The organism is Actinopolymorpha sp. B9G3 (genome assembly GCF_040120725.1).
Lineage (GTDB): Bacteria > Actinomycetota > Actinomycetes > Propionibacteriales > Actinopolymorphaceae > Thermasporomyces.
The window spans coordinates 87,873-111,126 of record NZ_JBEEAB010000018.1; the positions used below are offsets into that span (position 1 = coordinate 87,873).

The 23,254-nt window shown below is 65.6% G+C and carries 19 protein-coding genes and 2 pseudogenes; 10 read left to right on the forward strand and 11 right to left on the reverse strand.

The features are described from left to right. Nucleotides 1-495 precede the first annotated feature (495 nt). Nucleotides 496-1,931, reverse strand: a pseudogene (locus ABNF93_RS26175) (ISNCY family transposase). On the opposite strand from ABNF93_RS26175, the gene ABNF93_RS26180 reads away from it, so the two are divergent. Next, the gene (locus tag ABNF93_RS26180; RefSeq protein WP_349330844.1) at nucleotides 1,901-2,644 is read left to right on the forward strand and encodes a helix-turn-helix domain-containing protein; all 744 of its coding nucleotides are present in this window, start codon (nucleotides 1,901-1,903) and stop codon (nucleotides 2,642-2,644) included. The pseudogene ABNF93_RS26175 and the gene ABNF93_RS26180 overlap by 31 nt on opposite strands. Then, nucleotides 2,644-2,859: pseudogene (locus tag ABNF93_RS35030) on the forward strand (integrase core domain-containing protein); the annotation flags it as partial. The gene ABNF93_RS26180 and the pseudogene ABNF93_RS35030, both read left to right, overlap by 1 nt. A 64-nt stretch (nucleotides 2,860-2,923) precedes the next feature. Here ABNF93_RS35030 and ABNF93_RS26185 read toward each other — a convergent pair. The 4 genes from ABNF93_RS26185 to ABNF93_RS26200 all read right to left on the reverse strand — a co-directional run bounded on the left by ABNF93_RS26185 (nucleotide 2,924) and on the right by ABNF93_RS26200 (nucleotide 7,545). Further along, nucleotides 2,924-3,583, reverse strand: a complete 660-nt coding sequence (locus tag ABNF93_RS26185; RefSeq protein ID WP_349330845.1) for a hypothetical protein — start codon at nucleotides 3,581-3,583, stop codon at nucleotides 2,924-2,926. Then, entirely contained in the window at nucleotides 3,576-5,012 is a 1,437-nt protein-coding gene (locus tag ABNF93_RS26190; protein WP_349330846.1) for an arylsulfatase, read from the reverse strand. The genes ABNF93_RS26185 and ABNF93_RS26190 overlap by 8 nt, the downstream gene beginning before the upstream one ends. A gap of 132 nt (nucleotides 5,013-5,144) precedes the next feature. Then, nucleotides 5,145-6,359 (reverse strand): ROK family transcriptional regulator, encoded by a 1,215-nt coding sequence (locus ABNF93_RS26195; RefSeq protein ID WP_349330847.1) that lies wholly within the window; start codon nucleotides 6,357-6,359, stop codon nucleotides 5,145-5,147. Between the two features lie 82 nt (nucleotides 6,360-6,441). After that, nucleotides 6,442-7,545: a mandelate racemase/muconate lactonizing enzyme family protein gene (locus tag ABNF93_RS26200; RefSeq protein ID WP_349330848.1), complete on the reverse strand. Its 1,104-nt coding sequence runs from the start codon at nucleotides 7,543-7,545 to the stop codon at nucleotides 6,442-6,444. 195 nt (nucleotides 7,546-7,740) lie between these two features. On the opposite strand from ABNF93_RS26200, the gene ABNF93_RS26205 reads away from it, so the two are divergent. The 5 genes from ABNF93_RS26205 to ABNF93_RS26225 all read left to right on the forward strand — a co-directional run bounded on the left by ABNF93_RS26205 (nucleotide 7,741) and on the right by ABNF93_RS26225 (nucleotide 14,479). Then, a complete protein-coding gene (locus tag ABNF93_RS26205) occupies nucleotides 7,741-9,339 on the forward strand; it encodes an ABC transporter substrate-binding protein (RefSeq protein ID WP_349330849.1) in 1,599 nt (532 codons plus the stop codon). Nucleotides 9,340-9,341: 2 nt separating this feature from the next. Further along, complete coding sequence (locus tag ABNF93_RS26210; protein ID WP_349330850.1) at nucleotides 9,342-10,292, forward strand: ABC transporter permease; 951 nt, start codon at nucleotides 9,342-9,344, stop codon at nucleotides 10,290-10,292. Then, nucleotides 10,289-11,158, forward strand: a complete 870-nt coding sequence (locus ABNF93_RS26215) for an ABC transporter permease (protein ID WP_349330851.1) — start codon at nucleotides 10,289-10,291, stop codon at nucleotides 11,156-11,158. Before ABNF93_RS26210 ends, ABNF93_RS26215 begins: the two co-directional genes overlap by 4 nt. A 9-nt stretch (nucleotides 11,159-11,167) precedes the next feature. Beyond that, on the forward strand, nucleotides 11,168-13,213 hold the full coding sequence (locus ABNF93_RS26220) for a dipeptide ABC transporter ATP-binding protein (protein ID WP_349330852.1): 2,046 nt from the start codon (nucleotides 11,168-11,170) through the stop codon (nucleotides 13,211-13,213). Between the two features lie 99 nt (nucleotides 13,214-13,312). Next, nucleotides 13,313-14,479: a cellulase family glycosylhydrolase gene (locus ABNF93_RS26225; protein ID WP_349330853.1), complete on the forward strand. Its 1,167-nt coding sequence runs from the start codon at nucleotides 13,313-13,315 to the stop codon at nucleotides 14,477-14,479. Between the two features lie 646 nt (nucleotides 14,480-15,125). Here ABNF93_RS26225 and ABNF93_RS26230 read toward each other — a convergent pair. Together ABNF93_RS26230 and ABNF93_RS26235 are read right to left on the reverse strand one after the other, a co-directional pair. Next, on the reverse strand, nucleotides 15,126-16,703 hold the full coding sequence (locus tag ABNF93_RS26230) for an arylsulfatase (RefSeq protein ID WP_349330854.1): 1,578 nt from the start codon (nucleotides 16,701-16,703) through the stop codon (nucleotides 15,126-15,128). A 50-nt stretch (nucleotides 16,704-16,753) separates the two neighbouring features. After that, a complete protein-coding gene (locus ABNF93_RS26235; protein ID WP_349330855.1) occupies nucleotides 16,754-17,173 on the reverse strand; it encodes an SMI1/KNR4 family protein in 420 nt (139 codons plus the stop codon). Between the two features lie 490 nt (nucleotides 17,174-17,663). Between ABNF93_RS26235 and ABNF93_RS26240 the strand changes: the two genes are divergently transcribed. Further along, nucleotides 17,664-17,885 (forward strand): bacteriocin immunity protein, encoded by a 222-nt coding sequence (locus ABNF93_RS26240; RefSeq protein WP_349330856.1) that lies wholly within the window; start codon nucleotides 17,664-17,666, stop codon nucleotides 17,883-17,885. Between the two features lie 18 nt (nucleotides 17,886-17,903). Here ABNF93_RS26240 and ABNF93_RS26245 read toward each other — a convergent pair whose 3' ends face one another. Further along, nucleotides 17,904-18,305 (reverse strand): DUF6228 family protein, encoded by a 402-nt coding sequence (locus ABNF93_RS26245; RefSeq protein ID WP_349330857.1) that lies wholly within the window; start codon nucleotides 18,303-18,305, stop codon nucleotides 17,904-17,906. Nucleotides 18,306-18,718: 413 nt separating this feature from the next. Here ABNF93_RS26245 and ABNF93_RS26250 point away from each other — a divergent pair, with 413 nt between their 5' ends. Both ABNF93_RS26250 and ABNF93_RS26255 read left to right on the forward strand, forming a co-directional pair. Beyond that, nucleotides 18,719-19,000, forward strand: coding sequence for a hypothetical protein (locus ABNF93_RS26250; protein ID WP_349330858.1), 282 nt, complete (start codon nucleotides 18,719-18,721; stop codon nucleotides 18,998-19,000). Between the two features lie 317 nt (nucleotides 19,001-19,317). Next, nucleotides 19,318-19,674, forward strand: a complete 357-nt coding sequence (locus tag ABNF93_RS26255; protein WP_349330859.1) for a hypothetical protein — start codon at nucleotides 19,318-19,320, stop codon at nucleotides 19,672-19,674. A 986-nt stretch (nucleotides 19,675-20,660) separates the two neighbouring features. Here the strand turns inward: ABNF93_RS26255 and ABNF93_RS26260 are convergent. The 3 genes from ABNF93_RS26260 to ABNF93_RS26270 all read right to left on the reverse strand — a co-directional run bounded on the left by ABNF93_RS26260 (nucleotide 20,661) and on the right by ABNF93_RS26270 (nucleotide 22,283). Beyond that, nucleotides 20,661-21,290: a hypothetical protein gene (locus ABNF93_RS26260; RefSeq protein ID WP_349330860.1), complete on the reverse strand. Its 630-nt coding sequence runs from the start codon at nucleotides 21,288-21,290 to the stop codon at nucleotides 20,661-20,663. Further along, complete coding sequence (locus ABNF93_RS26265) at nucleotides 21,290-21,832, reverse strand: hypothetical protein (RefSeq protein ID WP_349330861.1); 543 nt, start codon at nucleotides 21,830-21,832, stop codon at nucleotides 21,290-21,292. The genes ABNF93_RS26260 and ABNF93_RS26265 overlap by 1 nt, the downstream gene beginning before the upstream one ends. 97 nt (nucleotides 21,833-21,929) lie before the next feature. Continuing rightward, nucleotides 21,930-22,283, reverse strand: coding sequence for a hypothetical protein (locus tag ABNF93_RS26270; protein ID WP_349330862.1), 354 nt, complete (start codon nucleotides 22,281-22,283; stop codon nucleotides 21,930-21,932). Nucleotides 22,284-23,254: the final 971 nt, after the last annotated feature.

Genomic DNA, 23,254 nt, shown 5'->3' on the forward strand with positions numbered 1-23,254 from the left:
ACGCCACAGAGCAAGCTCCACCATGGGGTGCTAGGCATAAGGCACATCAGTAACGGGGTTCCGTCCGGCGTGATGACGTCGTTGCAGCCAGGCGGGGCAAAGAACTGCATGTACACGAAGTCAGCAAGCCATCCGCCTCCGCTCGCTCCGAGGATGGCGGCAATCGCAACGATGGCGATCGACACTACGCGGGGCATGTGCCCTCCCGAGTCGGCAGAGGTGCCCTAGCCTAGCGATTCCGTGCCAGGCTACTCCTCGACCGAGTGCAGTCAGCGATCTCCTCCCGGCGCCGTGAAGTCGGCCAACCACTCTTCTCCGTCGTCCTCGCAACTAGCCAGATTGAAGGTCGGAGCGGAACGGGTCAAGAGTCGAGCTTGCTCGATCGCGAAGCAATGCCGCGTAGTTACTTCGACCTGAAAAGCGCTGAGCCTTGGTGAGCAGGTGCTGGCGGTCTGTCGGGGTTGGGTGGCGGCGTGCTCCTGCGATGGGTGCTTGTCATGCTGCCAGGGTGCTGATCGTGACCAGGTTGTGTGTCAGGACGCCGTGGCCGATCCAGATCATGGCTCCTTCGGTGCCATCGATCTGGGTGCGATCCCAGCCGTATCCGCGTTTGAGGGTGCTGATTCTGCCTTCGATGCCGGTTCGCCATTTCACGGTTCGTCGGAACGCCGGGCGATGTTCGTGGGCTCGCCGGGCGGCTGAGGGTTTGCCCTTGCGGGGGATGACGACGTTGCGGACGCCGAGGTCGGCCAGGTCGTCCTCGACGGCCTTCTCGCCGTAGCCACGGTCTGCGGTGACGGTGCGGGGTGGGCGTCCGGCGCGGTTGCGGATCCGGTCCACGGCCGGCGGGAGTTGGGGTGCGTCGGCCGGGTTGCCGCGCTCGACGATGTGGTCGACGATCACGCCGTCGTCGCCTTCGACGAGCTGGGCCTTGTGCCCGAACTCCACCGGCTTGCCGAGCCGGCCATTGGCGATCGGCCTGGCGTCGGCATCGTGCAGGCTGACCCGCCGAGTCGAGCCATCTGGTGTCTGCCCGGCAAGTCGCTGTCGGGTCTGTGCGGCGACCTGCCTGGTTGCGGCGATCAGGCCAGTCAGATCGTCGATGGCGCGGACCAGTCGTCCTCGTCGACGTCCTGTGGCCGCGTCGTGCTGACCCTTGGCCTGCTGGGCCCTGGCCTTGGTGCGTGCCCGACGCAGCGAGCGTTTCGCGTTGACCAGCAGCCTTTCAGCCTCGGTGGCGGCGGTCTCGGCCAGATCGGCCAGCTCCCCGGTCACCCGCCGCACCACTGCCAAGGCCTCGTCCCGACCGGCGGCGCTGCGCGACCGCAACCTGAACCCGATGGCGTGCGCCCGATTCCCCGCCGCACGGGACCGGTCCCGGCTGGTGCGAGTCGCCCCGCCGGCGGCCTGGATCCGCCTTTTCGTGGCCGCGATCCGACCGATCGCCTTCGCCAACAGCCCCGAGTCGGTCGGGTAGGCCACGTTGGACGGCACCACCGTCGTGTCCGCCCGCAGCTTCGTGGTGCGCAGCACTTTGGTCTCGGTCGCCTTGGCCAGCAGGGCCTCGTTCAGCCCTCCACGGCCGCCGGGCCACAGCGCGTGGTCAGCTTCATCAGAGTCGTCGGATGCGGCACCGATCCCTCCAGGCCGATTCGGCAGAACCGCCGCCAGGTGATCGAGTCGCTCACCTCCCGGCACAAGCTCTCATAGCCAAGCCGATAGCGGAACTTCAGGAACATCAACCGCAGATAAGTCTCCATCGGCGTGGACGGCCGACCGATCCTCAGATCGAAGTACGGCACGAACGGCACAAAGAACGCTGGATCATCCAGCAGCGCATCGACCCGAGCCAGCTCCCCGGGAAGTCGCAGCAGCTGCTCCGGCAACACCGACTCGAACAATGACGGCTGATCGCCTACGGTACGAAACACGATGGCCTCGATCCCTTCTAGCCCAAGGGGTCGGGGCCATCCTTCCGTTCCACAGGCGGCCGCTCACGCACCGCCACGCGCCGACTTTTTCGGGTTCATCGGTGACGGAGGTAGCTGCGGCGGCTGGTGTGTCGCGGCAGTCGCTGCATTCGTGGCTGGCCCGGTATCTGACCGATGGTGTGGCGGGTCTGGCGGATCGTTCGCATCGGCCGGGTTCGTGTCCGCATCAGGCTCCTGCGGCGGTGGAGGCACATGTTGCGGAGATGCGGCGGAAGCATCCGCGGTGGGGTGCGAAGCGGATCCGGTTGGAGTGGTTGAAGAAGCCGCCGAAGGGTCTGGTGGTGCCATCATCGAGGACGATCAACCGGATCCTGACCCGGCAGGGGCTGGTGGTGCCTCGGCGTCGCAAGCGTCCGCGTGAGTCGTATCGGCGGTGGGAGCGGCACGGTCCGATGCAGCTGTGGCAGATCGACATCGTGGGCGGAGTGATGCTGGTCAACCCGACGACCGGTGAGCTGCGGGAGGCCAAGGTCGTCACCGGTGTCGACGACCACTCCCGATTCTGTGTGATGGCGGCGGTGGTGGAGCGGGCCACCAGCCGGGCGGCGTGTTTGGCGCTTGCCCAAGCCCTGCAGCGACTCGGCGTTCCCGACGAGGTGCTCACCGATAACGGCAAACAGTTCACGGATCGGTTCGGTAAGGGCGGGAGGTAATGTTCGACAAGATCTGCCGCAAGAACGCCATCACCCATCGGCTGACCCAGCCGGCCTCGCCGACCACGACCGGCAAGATCGAGCGGTCCCATCTGACGTTTCGACGTGACCTGCTCGACGACTGCGGCCCGTTCGAATCGGTGGAGGCCGCCCAGGCCGCGATCGACGGGTTTGTGGTGGAGTACAACACCGACCGGCCACACCAAGCACTCGACGACCGGACGCCTATCAGCCCTGCCGACCGGTTCTCCCCGGCTCCAGATGAGCAGCGGGAGTTGCTCAAGCTGTGGACACCGCCGACACTCGCCCCGGCCCCACCGGCCGCTGCCCACGAACCGGCTGGTCCCGTGCCTGAACCGGTGTTGACGCCGGCACCGCTGGGCGGGTGGTCCGATCGAGTTCGACCGGGTGGTGCCACCGAGTGGGAACCTGCAGGTCGCCGGCCGGCAGTTCTGGCTCGGGCCGGTCCGGGCCGGCATGGTCGTCCGGTTCTGGACCGACGTCGACCTGATCCACCTGCTCATTGCCGGTGCGAGGGTCAAGGCCGTCCGCTCCCACCTCACCATCAACGACCTGGCCAGGCTCGTGACCGAAGGCGCCGTCAACGCCGGACCCTCCCCACTGCGACCAGCCGAACGCAAAGGCGGCGCGGTAGAGATCGAACGGATCGTCTCCCGCGTGGGCATCGTCTCGCTGGGCTGCAGACAGATCCTCGCCGCCGAAATCCTCGCCGGCCGCCGGGTTGGCATACGCGTCGAGGCAGCCACGCTGATGTTCTACGACCTGGAAACCCGCGAGCTGCTCCGCACTCGACCCAACCCGCTCACCGCCGCCGAGATCCGCCGACTCCTGGCAGCGTCGCCCGCACCTAACCCAAGGATGAAAGGGCTCGTCCGACACGATGAGGATGACGTTTGGCGCACCGGTTGGTTCAGCCATGATCAAGCCAGGTCCGGGGTGCTCGGCCCGTCACGAGACCGGCCCCGTCGACGTAACCCTCCTCGCGCCCGCGCAGCTGTTCGACCAGGAGGCCGCGGAGACGGTCCATGTCGGACGAGCAAGCGGGGTCGGCGGCCAGATCGTGACGCTCCTTCGGGTCCACGGCCAGATCGAAGAGCTGCTCTTGCCCCGAGTGCGACCACCAGATGTACTTCCACCGATCGTCGGCGATCCAGTGCAGCGTCTGCCGGAAGTGGGGGTGCTCGCCGTGGAGATGGTCTCGCCAGGACGCGGCTGGTGGATCGGCCAGCAGCGGTAGAACGCTTCGCCCTTCGACCGTGCCCGGAGGTTTCAGCCCGGCGGCGTTCAGCAACGTCGGCATCACGTCCCGCAGTTCGACGATCTCGTCCCGAACCTGGCCCGCTTCGATGCCGGGACCACTGAGGAGGAAGGGAATCCTGGCTGCCCCCTCGTACGGCAGGCCTTTCTGGAAGAGATTGTGTTCGCCGAGCATCTCACCATGATCAGAAATGAAGCACACGATCGTGTCCTCTGCCAGTCCGAATTCGCCGAGGATCTCGAGGAATCGGTTGATCTGGAGATCGAGATGTGCCAGGTGCCCGTAGTACCCCGCGCGGGCACGATGCAGGACACCCGGCTTCATCCGCGCCGCGAACGGGTTGTGTCGCCAATCCTGGTAGTAGGGTTCCAGCGCCTCCACCCAATCTCCGACGACCGGGTGGTACGGCTCTTCGGCCAGGTATTGCTCATACGCCCACGCCGGTGGATCGAACGGCGGATGCGGGCGGTCGAAGGAAAGGTAGAGAAAGAAAGGACTCCGCGGATCGCGTCGATAGAGCCATGACATCGCTTGGGTGACGGTCCACGAGGTCGGATGCCAGGCCTCCGGCTTGTCCCAGGGCCGCGCCACCATGGAGTTGCTGTTGACCCCGTTGTCGCAGAAGTCCTCCACCGCGCTTGCCCCGGCCTGCATCCGCAGCCAGGGAAGGTAGTCGTCGAACTCCTCGTACGGCCGCTGCCGCTTGCGGACGTAGTGTAGGTAACCATCGTGCAGGATCACATCGTCGAAACCGAGCCTGGTCCGCTCGGGATAGACGTGCATCTTTCCGATGGCCTGCGTCTGATAGCCGGCGCGGCCGAACTCTCCTGCCATCGTGGTCGAGTAGTCCCAGGGACGGCCGTTCTCGAAGCCGATGCGCCGATGTGACCGCTGCGACAGGCCGGTCATCAGCGCGGCTCGGGCCGGGATGCACGTCGGGGTGGCCGAGTAAGCCCTACGGAAGCGGGCCCCTCTGGCGGCGAGGGCGTCGAGATGTGGCGTATGCACCAGCTCATGGCGGTCCGCAGACAGGCAGTCTCCGCGCCATTGGTCCACGCAAATCAACACAACATTCGGCTGGCCAGCCATGGAGCCCCTCCATCGATTCAGATAATTCGGTCCGCTCCGTCTCGCCCCTCGCCCGATCGCGTTGGGGGAGCTATGCGGATCCAATAAATCTGATCTGTGCGTATCGATCAACAACGTCGGGTGCGCTGACGATCAGACGAAGGCGAAGGGGTCGGCGTAGAAACGGTCGAGAACCGAAGTCGCCGCCGCGATTACTGGTGCGTTGTCGTCGAGGGCACTCGGTGTGATCATTCGATCGGCGTCGAACCCGGACCGAGCCCATCGGCGAGCCTCAGCCCGGACTTCGGCTAGGTGTTCCGGCACTCGCAGCGGTGTTCCGAAGAGGATCACCTGGTCCGGCGCCATCATGTCGTGCACGATGGCGATCGACTCACCCACAGCGCGGGCACGATCCCGCAGTAAGTAGTCGGCCAACCGATCCCCTGCTTTGGCTTTGGCGATCAGGTCATCCAGCAAGTGCCCTGGCGGAAGCACCCCTTCGCGTTCTGCACGTCGTACGATCGCGAGGTCGCTAGCCACGGAGGTCGCGCATCCGGACCGGCCACACTCGCACGGCACCAGCGCTGGTCGCGAGAGTGGAAGGTGCGCGATGTCACCAGCGCCTTCATCTCGTCCGTGATAAACCCGTCGATCGACCACGATGCCGGCACCGATCACGTTCCCGACATAGACATGCAGGAAGTTGGGAACTTTGAGGGCGGCGCCAAACCACATTTCAGCGCGGGCAAGCGCTCGCTCGGTCGAGTCGACGCGGAGCGTGCCGGGAAACTGGCCATCGGCGAGCGCCGCTACGTCCACGTCGGTCCACCCGAGCAATGTGTGTGCGCGGACGACGCCATGCCGCGAGTCGACCCGGCCGCCAGTCGCGAAGCCGGTGCCGATGATCCGCGCTGGACTCTTGGCTGTCATCTGCTCGATCGCTTGCGATGCTTCGCGGACGACCAAGCTTGGATCGAGGCGTCCATCGTGCTCCACTCGCATTGTCTGGTCTACGAGTGAACCCCGCAGGTCAACCAGTCCGATGGTCGTCCAGCGCAACCCCACATGGATTCCTACGACATGAAAGCGATCAGTCGACAAGTCGAGCGGGACCCGCGGTCGTCCCCCTGCGCCTCCAACCAGGCCGGGCAGTTCACGCAACAGCCCAGCTTTGGTGAGCTCGCCGGTGATCCGCGTGGTGGTTCCGGAACCCAGCGACAGCATCCTGGCCAGATCGACCCTGGGGGTTGGACCGTGTTCGAGTAGCACCCTTAACAGTGCGGCGACATTGTGACGGCGTACGTCGGAGCGGCCAGCCGCCATGCGCGCCGGCTCAACTCCAGTCTCTCGGGTAGCGATGCGCGTCATCGTCTCGTATTACCCCGCATTACCTCGTGTCGCTCATGGTAATCACTGACTGCGAACGCCAACGACCAGGGATTGACCATGATCAATACCACCCGGGGTGATCGAGGTTGAGTTGGAGGCCGACACCAGGCCGCATCGGCAGCTCCAGAGCACCATCGCACGGGGCGGGCTCTGGCGGCAGTGTGACCGCCGACCGGTCGACGTCCTCGCCGTAGATGTACTCCACCAGCGTGAAGTCGGGATGGATGGTAGACAGGTGGGCGGATACCGCTGTGCTCACCGGGCCGCAAGGATTGTGGTAGGTCAGCTCGACACCACTGACCCGCTCCGCCAGTTGTTGGAGCTGAACCGGACCGGCCGTGTACTTGGGGTCGAGAAGCAGAACCCGGAGGTGCCCGGTCGACAGCGCTGCCTCGATCTCCTCATGGGTAGACAAGGCTTCACCACCAGCGATGGGTGCCTTCGTGCGAGCCCCCAGCCACCGCATTGCGTCAGGGTCGGTGACGTCTACCGCGTCTTCGAGCCAGGCGATCCCCAGCTCGTCGAGCTGCGGTATGGCGTTCTCCAGCTGGTCGTGGCTGAGGTGATGATGAACGTCTACCATCAGGTCGACGCTCTCGCCGATGGCATCACGGACCGCCCGCACGATCGCCACTCCAGTGTCGACGATCGAGAGCCCATTCAGCACTGGTCCGTCAAAGGGCGCCACCTTGACCTTGCGATGACCATCGGCCACAGCCTGCGCCGCCTTTGCGGCGAGGTCGACCGGACGTCGTTGGCCGGCACTGCGGTTGAGGTTGGCATACACCGGCACGCGATCACGGCGCGTGCCGCCAAGCCACTGCCACAGCGGAACACCTGACGCATGCGCGGCGATATCCACCAGTGCCATCTCCAGACCACCCAGGATCGTCCGCTGCATGAACTGTCGCCGCGGATCGGCAACTGCTGCGCATGCTTGCCTGAGCTGCGTCGTAACAGCGTCGCGATCGGCGATCGCGTCGATCCCACGCAGCGGGCTAAGCACCTCTCGCACCGCTGAGGGGACCATCTCCGGCCACATGCTGTCCGAGCACTCGCCAGTGCCGACCAGCCCGTCGTCGGTCGACACCTCGAGGAACATCCAGGTCGAGCGCTGCGTCGCCGCCAGGCGTCGCAGCCTGACGTTCGTGATCCGACTGCCCATGGACGTCGCCTCCCCAGTTAAGTTGCTTATCGAAGCTAACTAGCGCGGGCCGGCCCGTCAACTCCCCTAATGGCCGTCAACTCCCCGCTCAGAACCGCGCCCGATCCGGGGTTGACGCCCGGCAATGACCCACATTAACTTCGTTACACAGTTTTCATCCGATGGCGTTCGCTCAGTGGCGAGAGGAAGCACACGATGCGACCAGTCTCCCGAAAGCTCACCGCGGACCCGACCCGGCGAGACTTTCTGCGTCTAAGCACCGCCGGAGCCGTGCTGGCCGGCATGGGTGGGCTGGCAGCTTGCGAATCTGCAGTTGAGCAGCAAGCTTCCGACAAGACGAACAGCGGCAGGAACCGCCCACGGCCAGGGGGCGAACTCATCGTCGCCCAGCCGCAAGACATCGTTCCGAACGCGGTTCGAAACCAGGCCGCTCAAGACGCGAGCTGGCGACGCTCGATCTTCGACACTCTGATCGGCATCGAACGGAACAGTGGTGAGATCCAACCCTGGTTGGCCACCGAGTGGGAGACCAGCGACGGTGGCAAGGTCACGACGCTAACCGTCCGTGACGATGTGACCTTCCACAGCGGCCGCCCATTCACCGCCGACGACGTCAGGTTCACCCTCGAGTTCATGCGTGATGAGCAGCCGGCCTGGTCATTCCAGTGGCTGCTCGAGAGGGCGACCAGCATTGACGTGCCGGACAAGACCACCGTCAAGATCGCGTTCGACCAGCCCATCAACAACCTTTTCGACGCGCTGGCCTTGATGATCATCGTTGACAAGGAGACGGCACCGAATCTGCTCGCCGCGGAGGCCAGCAACGACATCATCGGCACGGGGCCCTTCGCCTGGGGCGAATACCATCAAGGGGAAAGCCTGACGCTGCGGAGGAACGACAGGTACTGGCAAGACGACCAGCCTTTCCTCGACACCATCCGGATTCGAATCATCCCGCGCCCCGAGGCGCTGATGTCTGCACTGCGCTCCGGTCAGGTTCATCTCGGCACCAACATCAGCCCGCTCAACACCACCCAGGTGAAGAACGACGGTCGGTTCGAGATCACTGCCTACGAGACCTACAGCGCAGGCGTCTACCTTGGCGGAAACGTCAAGTCGGAACCGCTTGACGACAAGCGGGTGCGGCAGGCGATCAACTACGCCATCGATCGGCAGCGGATCAACGACGACCTCTACCTCGGCCAGGCGAAGGTCACGGCACTGCCATGGTCCAGCGCGAGTGACGCCCACAACCTCGAGCTTGCTCGGCACTACGAGCGTGACCTGAACAAGGCCAAGGACTTGCTGGCCGCCGCAGGCGCTGAAGGCGCGACGGTGGTGCTCGAGACAAACGCCCAGTTCAGCAAGGTTGCGGAGATCGTCGAGTTCAACCTTGAGGAAGCCGGCGTCAAGCCACAGCTCCGCGTTCTGAGTGCCGACCAACAAGAGGATCGGTTTCAGAACCGTACATTCGAAGGACTGTGGATCGGCGTGCATGGCTACAACGCACTGTCCCCGGTCGACCTGATCTACAGTGCGCTGCCGTACAAGACCCAGCAAAACCTGTTCAACTTCGAGTCTGCTGAGTACACGCAGCTTGCGGAGGCCACGCTCACCGCCAACAGTGATCAGGACAAGCGCACCGCTTACGACGCAGTCAGTGAGTTTCTGCTCGACCAGGCCTTCTGTTGCGACCTGGTGCAAGGAGCGAGCACCGTGGTGAGCTCGGGTGTGACCGGATGGGACTACACCGTCTGGGACGACCTCATGCTGCACCGGGCCGGCCTGGAGTAGCTGTGCTCAACTTCGTAGCTCGACGCGTGCCCGCGGCGATCGTCACGCTTGTTTTGGCGTCGATTGCCGTCTTCTTCCTGATCAAGATGCTGCCCGGCAGCCCAGCGACAACGATTCTGGGCGACCAGGCAACGCCAGAGGCGGTGCGGGCACTCGAGGAGAAGATGGGCCTAGCCGATCCACTGTGGCAGCAGTACTGGGACTGGGCGCGCGGTCTCGCAACCGGAGACCTCGGTCGGTCGTACATCTCCGGCGAGCCGCTGGTCGAGACCTTCCTCCGAGCAGGTGGCGCCACCCTCGAGCTGGCCCTGGGCAGCCTTGTGGTCACTGTCGTGTGTGGCTTCGCCTTAGGGATGGCTGGTGCAACGATGCGGCTGCACGGCATACAGAGCATGCTGAAGGCCTTCAATGCAATCGTGTTTGGCGTGCCGGAGTACGTCGTCGGAATCCTGCTCATTCTCGCGTTCGCCATCAACGTTCGCTTGTTACCTGCCGGCGGACGAGAGCCGCTGCTGGAGGACCCGGAGATCGGGATCCAGTACCTGCTCATGCCGGCGATCGCCCTGGGTTTGCATTCGGCAGTTGTCATCGCGCGCTTTCTGGAGACTGCACTGCGGACGGAACTAGACGAGGAGTACGTCGAAACGGCGTTCGCCAAGGGTTCGTCGAGGCGCCGCATGTTGTGGCGACACGCCCTTCCGAACGCGCTTCCTTCCGTGATCACCGTGTTGGGTCTGCGAGTCGGACATCTGTTGGGCGGCGCTCTCATTATCGAAGCCATCTTCGCGTGGCCAGGGTTAGGGCAGGTGCTCGCCAACGCTGTCATCGCTCACGACTACCTGATCGTCCAAGACCTCGTGGTGTATTTCGTCGTCGTCTTCATTGCCATGCAGGTGGCGACTGACCTCGTCCACGCGACTCTGGACCCGCGCGTCCGCTTGGAGGGCGAATGACAGCTATAGAGGTGACGCAGCTCGCGCCAGCTCAGGGCGTCGGCGCCCGAACCGGGCGATGGTCCCGAGCGCTGCGTACGCCCTCTGGTGCGACCGGCCTGGTGGTCGTGACGGTGCTCGTTGCGGCCGGCCTGATGGCGCCAGTGCTCGCGCCATTCGATCCGGCCTTCCAGTCGACCGGCGCATCGTTGCTCGGCCCATCCAGCCAGCACTGGCTCGGCACCGACGAGCTTGGGCGGGACATCTATTCACGCCTGCTGTACGGCATCCGGCAGGACGTCATCATCACCGTCTTAGGGGTCCCGCTCGGGCAGGTCATCGGAGTCGTCTTAGGCCTGGTTGCCACCGTGGATCGACTAGCTGACGGCGTAGTCCAGCGCCTCCTCGACGTCAAGATGGCGTTCCCACAGGTCATTCTGGCTGCAACGCTGGCCACGATCATCACACCAGGATTCGCAACAGTGCTGATCGTGATCGTGATCGCTGGGATTCCGGTGACAGCACGGTTGACCCGTTCGGCCGTGCTGACGCAGCGCGAGCGCGACTACGTGGTCGGCGCTCGGGTGGTCGGTGCTGGCCGGGCGGCTATCTTGTTCCGGCACATCCTGCCGAACTCGCTCGACGCCCTCATCGTGCACTTCGTCATGGTGGCCGCGGGTGCAATCTTCCTCGAGGGCGGGCTTGCGATCATCGGCTTTGGCATCCAGCCACCCAATCCATCCCTCGGCGGCATGATCGAGACTGGCCTGCCATTCCTCGCCGAACAGCAGTGGTACGTACTCGGCCCGATCGCTGTGCTGACTGGCCTGGTCATCGGTCTCAACCTGCTGGCCGACGGCATCAACGCCGCATTGCGGCGGGGCTAGGGGTACGTGATGACTGAAGCCGTTCTCCAGGTACGCGGGCTGCGAATCGCGTTTCCCACGCGCCTAGGCGTGGTGCAGGCGGTGCGAGGTGTTGACTTCGACGTGCACGCAGGTGAAGCACTGGCGATCGTCGGCGAGTCGGGCTCCGGGAAGTCTGTTACCGCGCGGTCATTGGTTGGGCTGGTCCGTGAGCCGGGGCGAATCGTCGACGGGTCGGTGAAGTACCGGGACGAGGACGTCTTCGCCATGTCGGAATCGGCGCTGACGGCATACCGCGGCGGCGAGGTGGCTCTGGTGTCCCAGGATCCACAGTCCTCGCTGAACCCAGTGATGAGTGTTGGTGACCAAATCGCCGAGGCACTTCGACTGCACGGGGCTGACCGACGCGCGGCCCGCCGGAGGGCGGCGGAGCTGTTGGATCTGGTCGATGTCCCAGACCCCGCCAAACGGTTGGCCGGGTACCCGCACCAGTTTTCCGGCGGCATGCGCCAGCGGGTCCTGATCGCGATGGCTCTGGCAAACGACCCGTGCGTCATCATCGCTGACGAGCCGACGACAGCATTGGACGTCACCGTCCAAGCGCAGGTTCTCGATGTCTTCGCCCGACTCAACAGGGAGCTGGGCACGGCGGTCGTCGTCATCACCCACAATCTCGGCCTGGTCGCCCGGCTGTGTGACCGGATCCTCGTGATGTACGGCGGCAAGGTCGTGGAGCAGGCACCTGTCGATGCGTTGCCGAACGATCCCCGCCATCCGTACACCTGGGGTCTCCTCAAGTCCGTGCCGAGGATCATCGGGGCCGACAAAGGTCGACTTCCGGCCATCGAGGGCAGTCCCCCTGATCTGCGCCAGCCACCCGCCGGATGCCCGTTCGCACCGCGCTGCGACTTCGCCGACAATCGCTGCCGCGCCGAGATGCCGCCCATGTACCAGCACGGGTCCGGCCATGTTGCTGCATGTTGGCGAACCGCCGACGGCCTGCGCCTCGACCCGCCCACCCCAACGCCGCTACACGTGGGCACCACGAACTCGGACCTGTACGAGGCGAGGCCCGACGTCCTGGCTTTGCGTGAGGTGCGCAAGACATACGTCGTTCACAAGCGCAGGCTGGTTACCCGCACCAGCGAGGAGGTACGCGCGGTTCGCGGCGTCGACCTCCACCTACGAGCAGGCGAGACGCTCGGGCTGGTGGGTGAGTCCGGCTGTGGCAAGTCCACGCTGGCGAAGATAGTTCTTCAACTGGAGCGTCCCGATGGCGGCGAAGTGCTGGTCAACGGCAAAGACCTCGCTGACACGCACGGGGCCGAGCTCAAGAGATTGCGTCGCCAGGTGCAGCTGGTCTTTCAAGACCCGTACGCCTCACTGAACCCACGGCACACGATCGGCGACCTGGTCGCCGAGCCGCTACGCGTCCACCGGATCGTGCCAGCGTCAGAGGTGCCAACCCGGGTGAGTGAGCTGCTCGAACTTGTGGGTCTGGAGCCGTTGATGGCCAGCCGGCTCCCTCGGAACTTCTCTGGCGGCCAGCGGCAACGCATCGCCCTGGCGCGAGCTCTGGCCGTTGAGCCAACCCTGCTGGTGCTCGATGAGCCGGTCTCGGCGCTGGACGTGTCGTTGCAGGCGCAGATCGTCAACCTGCTGCAAGACCTCAAGGTGCGGTTGGGTATCTCGTTGCTGTTCGTGGCCCACGACGTCGCCGTCGTCCGCCACGTCAGCGATCGCATTGCCGTGATGTACCTCGGGCAGATCGTCGAGGAGGGATCGGCCGACGAGATCTGTGCAAGCCCCCGGCACCCGTATACCGCGGCACTGCTGTCTGCGGTACCGGAGCCGGACCCGGCACTTGAGCGCAAGCGCGATCGAATCGTGCTCCGAGGCGAAGTCCCCAGCCCCCTCGATCCGCCGGCCGGATGCCCATTCCACCCCCGCTGCCCGATCGGACCGACGGCTGTGTCCGGGCGCGAGGCGTGCGCGTCGGAGCGCCCGAGGCTTCGCCTTCTGTCGACGGGACACCGGTCGGCCTGTCACTTCGCCGAGGAGCTCGACCGGATATGAGGCGAGTCGTCGACGCGGGCGCAGCAGGCCGGCGCACATCCCGACCATAAGGAGGTTTGCCACACCGCCCCGAGACCCATCTGCACGTGAGGAGGATCCATGCACAGGTTACTCCGTACACTCGCAGCATCGGCGGCACTTGCCGTCGCTCTCGCCACTACCACTGCCCACCCAGCCGCCGGCGTAGAGAAGGACGCCGGCGTGGTAGGCGTAGCGGCCGGCGACGGCTCGCTTGTCATTGCAGGGACTGATACCCCCTTCGTACCGCTCGGGTTCAACAGCGTTGGCGTCCTCTATCCGGAGATGTACCCGCAGCTGTGTGACTCGACCGGGATGGACGCCGCCACCCGAACCGAACTCTCCGCCACCCGCGACGCCATGGTGAACCACACTGCACGAGAGCTCCGCGCGATGGAGAGCTACTGGAACGCCAACACGGTGCGGTTCCAAGTCAGCCAGGGGGCGCTCGCGCTCGAGGCCAACAACTCGGGGGCCGACCCGTATACGAGCAACGTGCTCGACGTCGTGGAGACGGCCCGAGAGCTCCGCCTCATAGTGATCGTCTCACTTCAGACCCAGGGCTACGGCTGCACGCCACACGTCGACGGCGAGCAGGTCAAGCTGCCCAACCACGACTCGGTTGTCTCATGGCAGCAGCTGGCTACTTCGCTTGGCTCCGACGAGGGCGTGATTCTCGAGATCTTCAACGAGCCGCAGACCAAGCGAGCATGCGACACAGGTGTGGACTGGTCGTGGCCGGAGTGGATGTATGGCTGCGACGGCGCTCCGACCGGCGACATGGGGATGGTCGGACTGGGCAAGCAGGTACGAGCGATGGCGCCGAACAACGTCCTGCTCTTCGACGGCGACAACAACGGCGGAAAGTTCACCGAGTTCGTCCCTCCGCCTGATATCCCGGACAACTCGGCCTACGCTCCACACACGTACTTCTATGCCGACGGTCCCACGGGCAACTCGTTGGGTGAGGGCTGGGACGCCCGGTTCGGGCACCTACAGGAAAGCGGTGAGGCGCTCGTCGTCACCGAGTGGAACGGCTCGGCGTCCTGCAAGGCGTTCGACCTCGCGCCGGTACTTGTGAAGGAGTATCTGCCAGCTCACCAGATCGGCTTGTTCGTGCATTCGTGGGACGCACCGGCGGCGGACCTCGTAGACAAGAACTACCACCCGGTCGACTCCGTAGCCAAGTGCCCAGAGTTCACCGGAGCGTCGCTCGCCTACGACTACTTCTGGTCGCAGACCACATAGCCCGTTCCGAACCCTCTGCTGATGGTGGGGCTATCCCTGTTTGCCTACCCGCAGGCAGGGATGGCCCGTCATCTTTATCACCGTGTTCCTCGAGCAGGTCGTACAGCACGCCTGACCGCTCCCTGCCGGTGGGGGTTCGCCGTGCTCGACCACGAGCTTGTAGCGGTCGGTGCGGTACATCGTTGTGCAGGCAGGCGGATCGTACGCATAGCCCGAGTCAGGTCAGCCACCACTTCCCCAGACTCTCCATAGTGATGGCGGACTCAGGATCACCCGGCCTCTCGACTGTCGCGCACCTGCGATGCTGAGCCTCGCCCGGTTCCCGTCCGACGACGTGGCCACCCGTGACCTCCCACTCGTGCCAGGAGTATGCCGACGGCAGGCTCGGCAGGACCGAGTCCCTGAGGCTGCACAGGGAGGCGTACGCCTCGGGTGAGCGGCTTCGCCAGGCAGTCCTACAGTGCTCTCCCGCTCGATCAGTCTGAAGTCGGCGACGACCTGCTGAGCTGGGCGGCCGGTGCCCGCAATCCGGTCGGCCAGCATCTGAAGGGCGGTACGGGCGATGCGTGCAGGCCCGTCCGCCCTCGATGTTGCCGATTGGTTTCGGCTGGCACCATCTGCGGTCAGTCAGCCAAGGGCTATCCGATCACCGACGGTTCAGGATCCGCTCACGCGGTACGACGCCACACCGATCCGCCCAGGTCTGGTACGCAGCGGCGAGCCGGTCGATCACATCCGGATGCTCCGCGGCCACGTCGAGCAACTCGGTGCGGTCAGCGGTCATGTCGTAAAGCTCCCATTTCTGTCCAAATTTCCGGACGAGCTTCCACCTGCCCTGCCGGACCGCCGCGTTCCCCTCGTGCTCCCAATACAGCGTGCGTTCTGGCCCAGCGGGCTGACCGCGATTGCCGCGCCAGGTTTCCAGCATGCTGGCGCCCTCGGGCGGCAGTACCTCGCGGCCGGCGTAGACCGAGGGATATTCGGTCTCGGTCAGCTCCAGGACGGTGGCCATGACGTCGGGCAGCTGATGCGGCTCGTGCCGGATCGTGCCCAGCTCGAGCCCGCCCGCCGGCCAGTGCACGATGAACGGAGTGGCGATCCCGCCCTCGTGGACCCAGTGCTTGTACTCCCGGAACGGCGTGTTCGACAGGTTGGCCCACGCGGTTCCGTAGCTGGCGTACGTCTCCTCCGGCCCGGGCATGACGTCCGGGGTGTTGCCGCGGAATACCCGCCGTCCGTCGCGCGTGCATGCCGGAAGGTGGATCGGCCGATTCGCCACCTCGTCCGTCCAGCCCGGCGGCAGGTTCTCCGCGCAGCCACCGTTGTCCGACAGGAAAATCAGCACCGTGTCGTCCAGCTGACCCGTGGCCTCGAGCGCGGCGACGATGCGGCCGACCGCGGCGTCCATGCGGTGTACCTGCGCGGCGTACACCTCCATCCGGCGCCGCTCCCACTCCTGGTTGGGTGTGTCCGTCCACGGCTTCACACTCGGGTCGCGATCACTCAGGTCCCAGGACGACTCCAGTAGGCCGAGTTCGACCAGCCGGTGGGCACGCCGCTCGCGCAACACGTCCCAGCCCTCGTCGTACTGTCCGCGCATGGCTCCGATGTCCTCTTCGGGCGCGTGCAACGGCCAGTGCGGCGCGGTGAATGCGACGTAGAGGAAGAACGGCGCCGTGGGATCGTGCGCGGTGACGAAGTCGGCGGCGCCGGAGCCGATCGCGTCGGTGTAGAAGAAGCCAGGCTCGAGCTCATGATCCTCCACAGGTGTCTCGTTCCGGGTCAGCGTGGAGGGATTCCAGTAACTGCCGCCACCGGCGATCGTTCCGAGGAACCGGTCGAATCCACGCCTCGTCGGCCAGGCGTCCTGCGGCCGGTCCATCTGCCCGCACAAGTGCCACTTGCCGCTCATGTACGTGGCATATCCGCCGGCTCTCAGCACCTCGGCCATCGTGACGCACCGGTCGTTGAGTGTGCCGGGGTATCCGTACGGGCGCTGGTCCTCGGTCAGGATTCCGATGCCTGTCTGGTGCGGGTGCAGTCCGGTCAACAGCGACGCCCGGGACGGTGAGCAGCGCGCCGTGTTGTAGAACTGCGACATCCGAACCCCGCCCGCTGCCAGCCGGTCGAGGTTCGGCGTCGGGATCTCCCCGCCGTAGCAGCCGATGTCGGAATACCCCATGTCGTCGACCAGGATGACGACCACGTTGGGTCTTCCGGTCATGTCTGTCTCCTGTCCTAGTCCGGCCGGTTATCAGGCGCCGCTTGCCTTGCTTATGCTGGCACCTCGATCAAGGTGATGGAGTGGGCGGGGAAGGGGTGGGTGAAACCAGACCCGGTCCGCGGTTCGGTCGTGGTTGTCACGCTGATCTCGTCCGGACCCGGTCCGAAGCCCCCGTTCGCCACCGAGTACAGGTCCTTGAGAAGCGCTGGAAGCGGGGCGCCGACCAACGACTCGGCTTCCTCGATGGCGGCCCGATCCGCCGAAGGAGGAGGCGGCAGCAAGCGGTCGAGAAGTCCCCTCTCTGCTGCAGAGGCGTACTCGTCGGTCCCGCGGGTGTAGATACGACGGTCGCCGCTGAACATGCCGGCACCCTCGAGCTCGACGCCCGGAAGTCCCGGCACTTGGTCTCGATGCTGGCCAGCCGCGATCAGTCCTCGCACGCGCCGCAAGATGTCCTGTGAGTCGGTCATGCAGGCGATTCTCGATCCCGCCACTCTGCTCCTGCAACGCACAGCGCCGCTCCCGGCGCATCCCCGCGCCGATCGAGGGCGAATCAGGGCTGCCGTGGTGGGACGCTACGCCCCGACAGCGGCATGTGCGGTCGGTTCTTGCTACTCGGACGTCCGTCCGCGTGCCTTCGATTCGCGGTGTCTGAGTCTCCGCCGCAGTTGTCCCTTGAACCGTCGCTGCGCCGTCTCAGTCGAAACAAACTGCGGATCGTTGGCCCTTTCGAAGTAACAGCTCTCAGCTTCGTCGCGCCCCTGATCGGCATCAACGAGCCGGGCCAACTCGTCACGCAGGGGCGGTCCGGTCGGCAACCGATCGGCCCAGTCGGACTTCGGCGAGTTCGTGTCCACCCGTCCAGTCTGGCTCATCGGTGGGGTTACCGCTCGTCGCCGCGACCGCGCGATCAGCGGCATGTGGGTGGCGCTACTCGCGGCTGGCTCCCACCCTAGATGCGTGTCTGAGCGTGAACGATTGATCGAGATCGTCCAGCAGCTGATGGATGGCGACTACTCCAGCGACGAGGAAGTCGACAGTCTGGTCGCCGAGTTTCAGGGTGGTGTTCTCGACCCCGCAGCTACCGAGCTGATCTTCTGGTCGACGGACCATTTCGATCACGAGCCCACGGCGGCCGAGGTTGTCGACCGAGCCCTGCGTTACCGTCCAATCGAGCTCTGACAGCGGCATGAGCGGGCGTTACGAGTCGAGCGATTCGCTGAGAGCGGCGACTGCTGCGGTGAGTTCCTCACCCGCGTCGATTGTCAGTTCGATCTCAGCAGACCAGTCGATCGAGTCGCGAATCTGGACTAGGAGCCGAACGTGGCCGTCGTGCTTCGCCGTGAGGGTCAGGTCGCCTTCAAGGGATGACCAGGTGCGCGCGCCGTCCCACCCTCGCCACGACTTGGCCATCGACCGGAAGAAGTCGGTCAGGCCGTCGAAGCCGTCGCCGTTGTGGGCATAGACCCATGACTCCGCGGTCAGACCACCCTTCGCGACGGCGAAGAGAGCCTGGTCCGCGACGCCATCAGAGAGACGCCTAACGTCCCGGAGGGCGAGACCGTTGCGCGTGTGGCCGATCACTTGTACTACATCCGACACGGCGCCAGTCTGCCTGCGATGCGTGACGACCGCACGCTCATCGGCACGATCGCGCCTCACCATCCGCGGCATGAGCGGGCACTCGGAATGCCATGATCTCCGGGTGAACCCGTGCCCAGCCTGCGGCCATGAGCAAGAAGAGCCACCCTGGCAAGGGGGCGTCGGCTCTCAGGAGGTCTGCGAGTGCTGCGGTCTTCAGTTTGGCTACCAAGATGCGTGTGGAGGCCGAGAGGACTTGCGGGCCGGCTTTTACGTCGGATGGCGTGTGCGCTGGATCTGGGAGGGACACCCTTGGCACGGTGCCGCAGGCCCGCCGCCTGGCTGGTCCCCTCAGCGACAGTTGCAACGAATCGGCTGGCCACCGACGTCCTACCCGTCCTGAAGCCGACTCACGGCGGCAGTAGCCTGCGGTTGTGCCTGCGCGGATGGAGTGGAGGCCCGAACATGGCTCCGGGCCGATGTGGGTTGATGGCGTTGCGGTTGAGCCTGCGTCGCTCTTGCCCGAGGAACTCGCGGCTCGCGTAATCGCGTGGAACGACGCCTTCGTCGACGAAGACATGTTGCCCATCGATGGCCCAGGCGACGCGGTGTGGCTTGCGGAAGGGAAGCAGCTCCTGGCGTCCGTCCGGGAGGCCCTGTCGGAATCGCACGAAATCGTCGGCACGGAGCCGTGGTGGGGTGAGCCGCCCGCGTAGATGCCGACCCGAACAGCCGGCATCGGTCGTTGCCCGGCCGCGCTCGCTCATCGGCATGGTCGCGCGGACAGCGGCAAGAGCGGATGACTTTTGAAGCTCGCCCGCACTACGATCTCCATGGCTGAGTTCGTCGCCGTGACCGTGTGACCGGTAGCGCCGCGCCAGCAAAGACGGGTGGTCACCTCTGCCTTGCGGATGCCCGTACCAACAACAACTCTCAGTCGTGAACACGTATCGCGGCGTGGCCGGCCGAGCGGAGCCGCCCACTACCTGGCATGAGCGGTCGTTTGGCGTTCCCCCATGGAAGACTCCGGCCCATGACCGACGAGACGGGCCCGACGAGCGCCATCGGCTCTCCTGTCCTCGCCAAGATCCGAAGCCAGGTGCCTGAGTTCGAGGAGCCGTTCCAGCGAGAACTCGACGCGGAGGGGCCAGAGATGGGCGCGTTCCAGGGCATGAGCGTGTTCGCAGGTTGGCTCCGTGCCCGCGTCGAGGCATCCCCGGCAGAACCCGACGTACAGCGAGCGTTCCGAGTGGTGGAAGAGGTCGCGTCCAGCGACGACCCGATGGGGCACCCGATGGGGCGTCTATTGGTGACAGAGTTCGTCGAGGCCCTGCGAGACAACCCGTGCGCGGTCGCACTGATGGGGTCGGAGACCCTTCGATTTGGCTGACGGAACGACCGCACATCGGCTGCAGATCCGTGTGGCTCGGATGCCAGTCAAGTGACCGGCAGACTTCTACGCCTGCCGCAGATCAGGTGGCGGAGATGTGTCGCACATCAACCGACTGATCACGGGCGCGCAGGTGCGTGGAAACTGGGAGGCGTCTCCCGTACGACGGCTCTTCTTGCTCCTCCCAGGAGGCAAGATCGCGGACCGAACTGGGCCGACGGCGTGGCTCCGGCCGAGCGCATTCCGCGCAACCACCCGTTTCCAGCCGCAAATCACTGCACACGGCTGGACGTGTGGGCGGTCATTGCCGGGGTCGAGACGGAGCTTCAGACCGGCTCTGACCTGCGGAAACGCTGGTGAGCGGAGGGCGTGGGATTCGAACCCACGTGGCGGGGGGTTACCCCGCCTAGCGGTTTTCAAGGAGGATGTTTCGCCGCATACGACCTGCAGGTTCTTCGATCAGCAGCGAACTCCGCCGCAAATACGCCGAAGGACCGGCCGCGGCAGAAGCAGCCGGCCGTGGACGGCCGGATCTGCGACGAGCCAGCTCGTGTATCCACCGAACCGCTGCAGCAGGTGGGCGCAGGCTCCTGGCCACAGGCAACACGCGCCGGCAGCCGTGTTACCCGTCGGGTCCCCCAACCTCAAGGGCAACCCGCCGAGCGCCCGTTTACAAGTGGGCCACATCCTGTCGACAATGCCCTCTACCTGCGAAAACGCCAACACGATGACCCGCATGAGCTACCTCTGACCTCACCTGTTGACAGCACCTCGCGTCACATGAGGTGTCACACCGCCGAGCGGTCAGGGGTCGATAGGTATCGCCCTTCACCGGCGGGGCCTTGGTGTGGTTGGGGCAGACCGAGCATGCGTGGCAGTCGTTCATGGCCGGTCACTCGGTCCAGAACGCATGCCGCTCCGGCCACGCCGCAGACACCACGGCCGCACAGATGGCCAGCAGGATCGCCACGAGGATCATCTTCTTCTTAGTGATCATCTACGCCGTCCAGAGCCCGGCTGGACGGGTCGTACGGGCAGTAGCCGGACAGCCAGATCACCTGGTCCGTGCCCGGTGAGTCGGGTGACTGGTCCGGGTCCGGCGCACCGGGCAGGAACAACCCGAGCTGGAACGTGCCGCCGGCAAACTGGTGCTCGGAGTCACGCTCCGGGCTGGAGCCGGGTACGGGCGCGATCGTCTTGTTCGCCCACTCCAACGCCTGGATCACGGTGCAGTGGGCCAGGTCGTAGCTCTGGTAGCCGTTCTGGTGCGGGTTGGCCCGCCAGAACCGGACCCGGATGGCGGTCTTGCCGCCGTCCTCGGCCATCTCGCGGATGTCTTCCTCGGCAGGCTGGTGCGGCGGGTAGAGCGCGTCGTAGTCCCACTCCACGTCGACCTCGGAGACCTTGATGCCGTCCACGAAATACGGCGGCGGCACCTCCGGCTGCTCTTCCTCGGGGTGGTCGTGCCACCGGGCGTGCTTCGGGCAGAGCCACATGTCGTGCGTCTTGTCTGGCAGCCGCCTCAACCCGAACAGCCCGCCCCTCTGCTCCTCGTAGTAGGGCCGGTTCTCCGTCGCCGGCAGCCCGCACTTCTTCCACGGGCACTTCTCAGTCATCAGTCGCCCACCTGCGGGTCGTCCGGGCCTGCCACCCGGAGCAACGAGTCGCCGCTCTCCACGTCCGGAACGACCACATCAATCTGGAAGAACGCGGCGTTCTGTTCCGCCGTCTTCCCGACAGCCCACTCGATCACCTCGGTCACGTCGCCGTTGGAGATGCCGACGAGCTGCTGGCCCTGGAACCATGTATCCGGCGCGACCTTCGTCCAGAACGTGACCAGATAGCGTTCCGCCACGAAGGACCGGTCGAACGAGTATTCGTCGTCGAGCACGTCCACCTCGTGCGCCCTGGCTCCGGTGTCGTAGCCGGCGTGGCGGCGGGTCTCGCCGGTCCCGGTCTCGGGCGCGTCGGACTCACCGTCGCCGGGCTCGGCGTCGAACGGGTCGCCCGCGCGGTCCGCCACCCGCCCCATCTGCCGGGCCGCTTCCAGCGTGGCGTACACCTGCGCCGGCTCCCACTCGCCACGCTCGGCGTGCTGCCGGGCAACCGACTCGTAGTCGACGAAGCTACCCACAGCCCAGCCTTCAGGCTCAGTCATGATGTCCCCCACTTCATCTGGGCAGTATGCGGCCGGGACGGGCTGTCAGACCGGCATTTCGCTGCGTCGCGCGGGCACAGAAAGCCCCCGGAGGAAGTCACGAGGGCTCCTGCAGCGCTGGCCCACGAAGTCCAGGCATATGGATGAGGTCAACCGTACGGGGCTGCACCCCCAGGGCTGACGTCAAGCCGCGCAGCCCGGCTGCGTCGCCGTGGAAGGCTCGGAGCATCTGCCGGCCCTGCTGGAGGCCTTCTGACACCTCAGCGAGGGCCTTCACGGTCTCGTAGACGGGTGAGAGGCACGTCGGGTCCACTCTGAGGCGGGTTTCCGCATCGCGAGCGAACGCCACCACTCCCCCAGCGAGTTCCACGAACATGGTCTTGAGCGCCAGGAGGACCTGGTCGAGCTCGGCGCGTATCTGAGCCTTGCGGGTCAGTGCGTCCAGATCCATGGGGATGTCCTGCTCCTCCGATGAGCCGTCCTGTGGGGCGGGTGGAGCCGCGGTGGCAGCTCGGCGACCGCGGCGCCTACCCAGTCATCGGGGCCATGAGATGCGTTCCTGTGGCTGTGGAGCCAAGGTCGGCGACTCGTGGAGCCGGAGGCGTACCGTCTGCGCCATGAACGAAGCGAACCCCCCCTTCGTACGGCTCGAACGACCCCGAGTCGTACGTTCCACTCATCCTCCAGTGGTTCACCGGCACGTACCTGCCGGAGAGAGAACGCCTGGAGGCGCAGCTGCGCCTCGCCGTGAGGGCTCCAGACAATGTCCGCTCCTACGAGAAGCAGCCTGGCCCCTGCTCGGTGGATGGATGCGGCCGGGCGCGGAACAAGCGTGGACTCTGCGCCCCGCACTAGCTTCGACTCGTGCGGACTGGAGCGGTCGACTCCTCGCCGATCCGAGTTAGCGTCTCCCCCCGAGCGAGGCTGAGCAGTGGGTGGCTGTGCCCGCCCGCACAAGGCCCGCGGCTACTGCATGGGCCACTACCAGCGGTGGCAGGACCATGGCGATCCGGGTCCATCCGAGCTGCAGGAGAAGACCCCCGCGGCGATCGTTGCAAGGCGCCCGATTGCCCGATTGTCCAGACCCTGTGCGCGCCAAGGACTACTGCGCGGGCCACTACAGGCAATGGCACGAGGGCCAGCCCATCGTCCCCAAGAAGAAGGTCGCGCCCGCTGGTAGCGGCTACATCGACGTCAACGGATACCGGAGGATCTCAGTCAACGGTCGTCGCGGCGTCGGCGAGCACCGACACAACGTCGAGCAGCTACTCGGGCGGGAGATTCTTCCCACGGAGACCGTCCACCACGTCAACGGGATCCGCGACGACAACCGCGTAGAGGGGATCGGAACGGCCGCGCCCCGGCCACGCGTCGACGACGGCGCCATGCTGACTGGAACCACGCTGGAGAGCAGACGCCCGG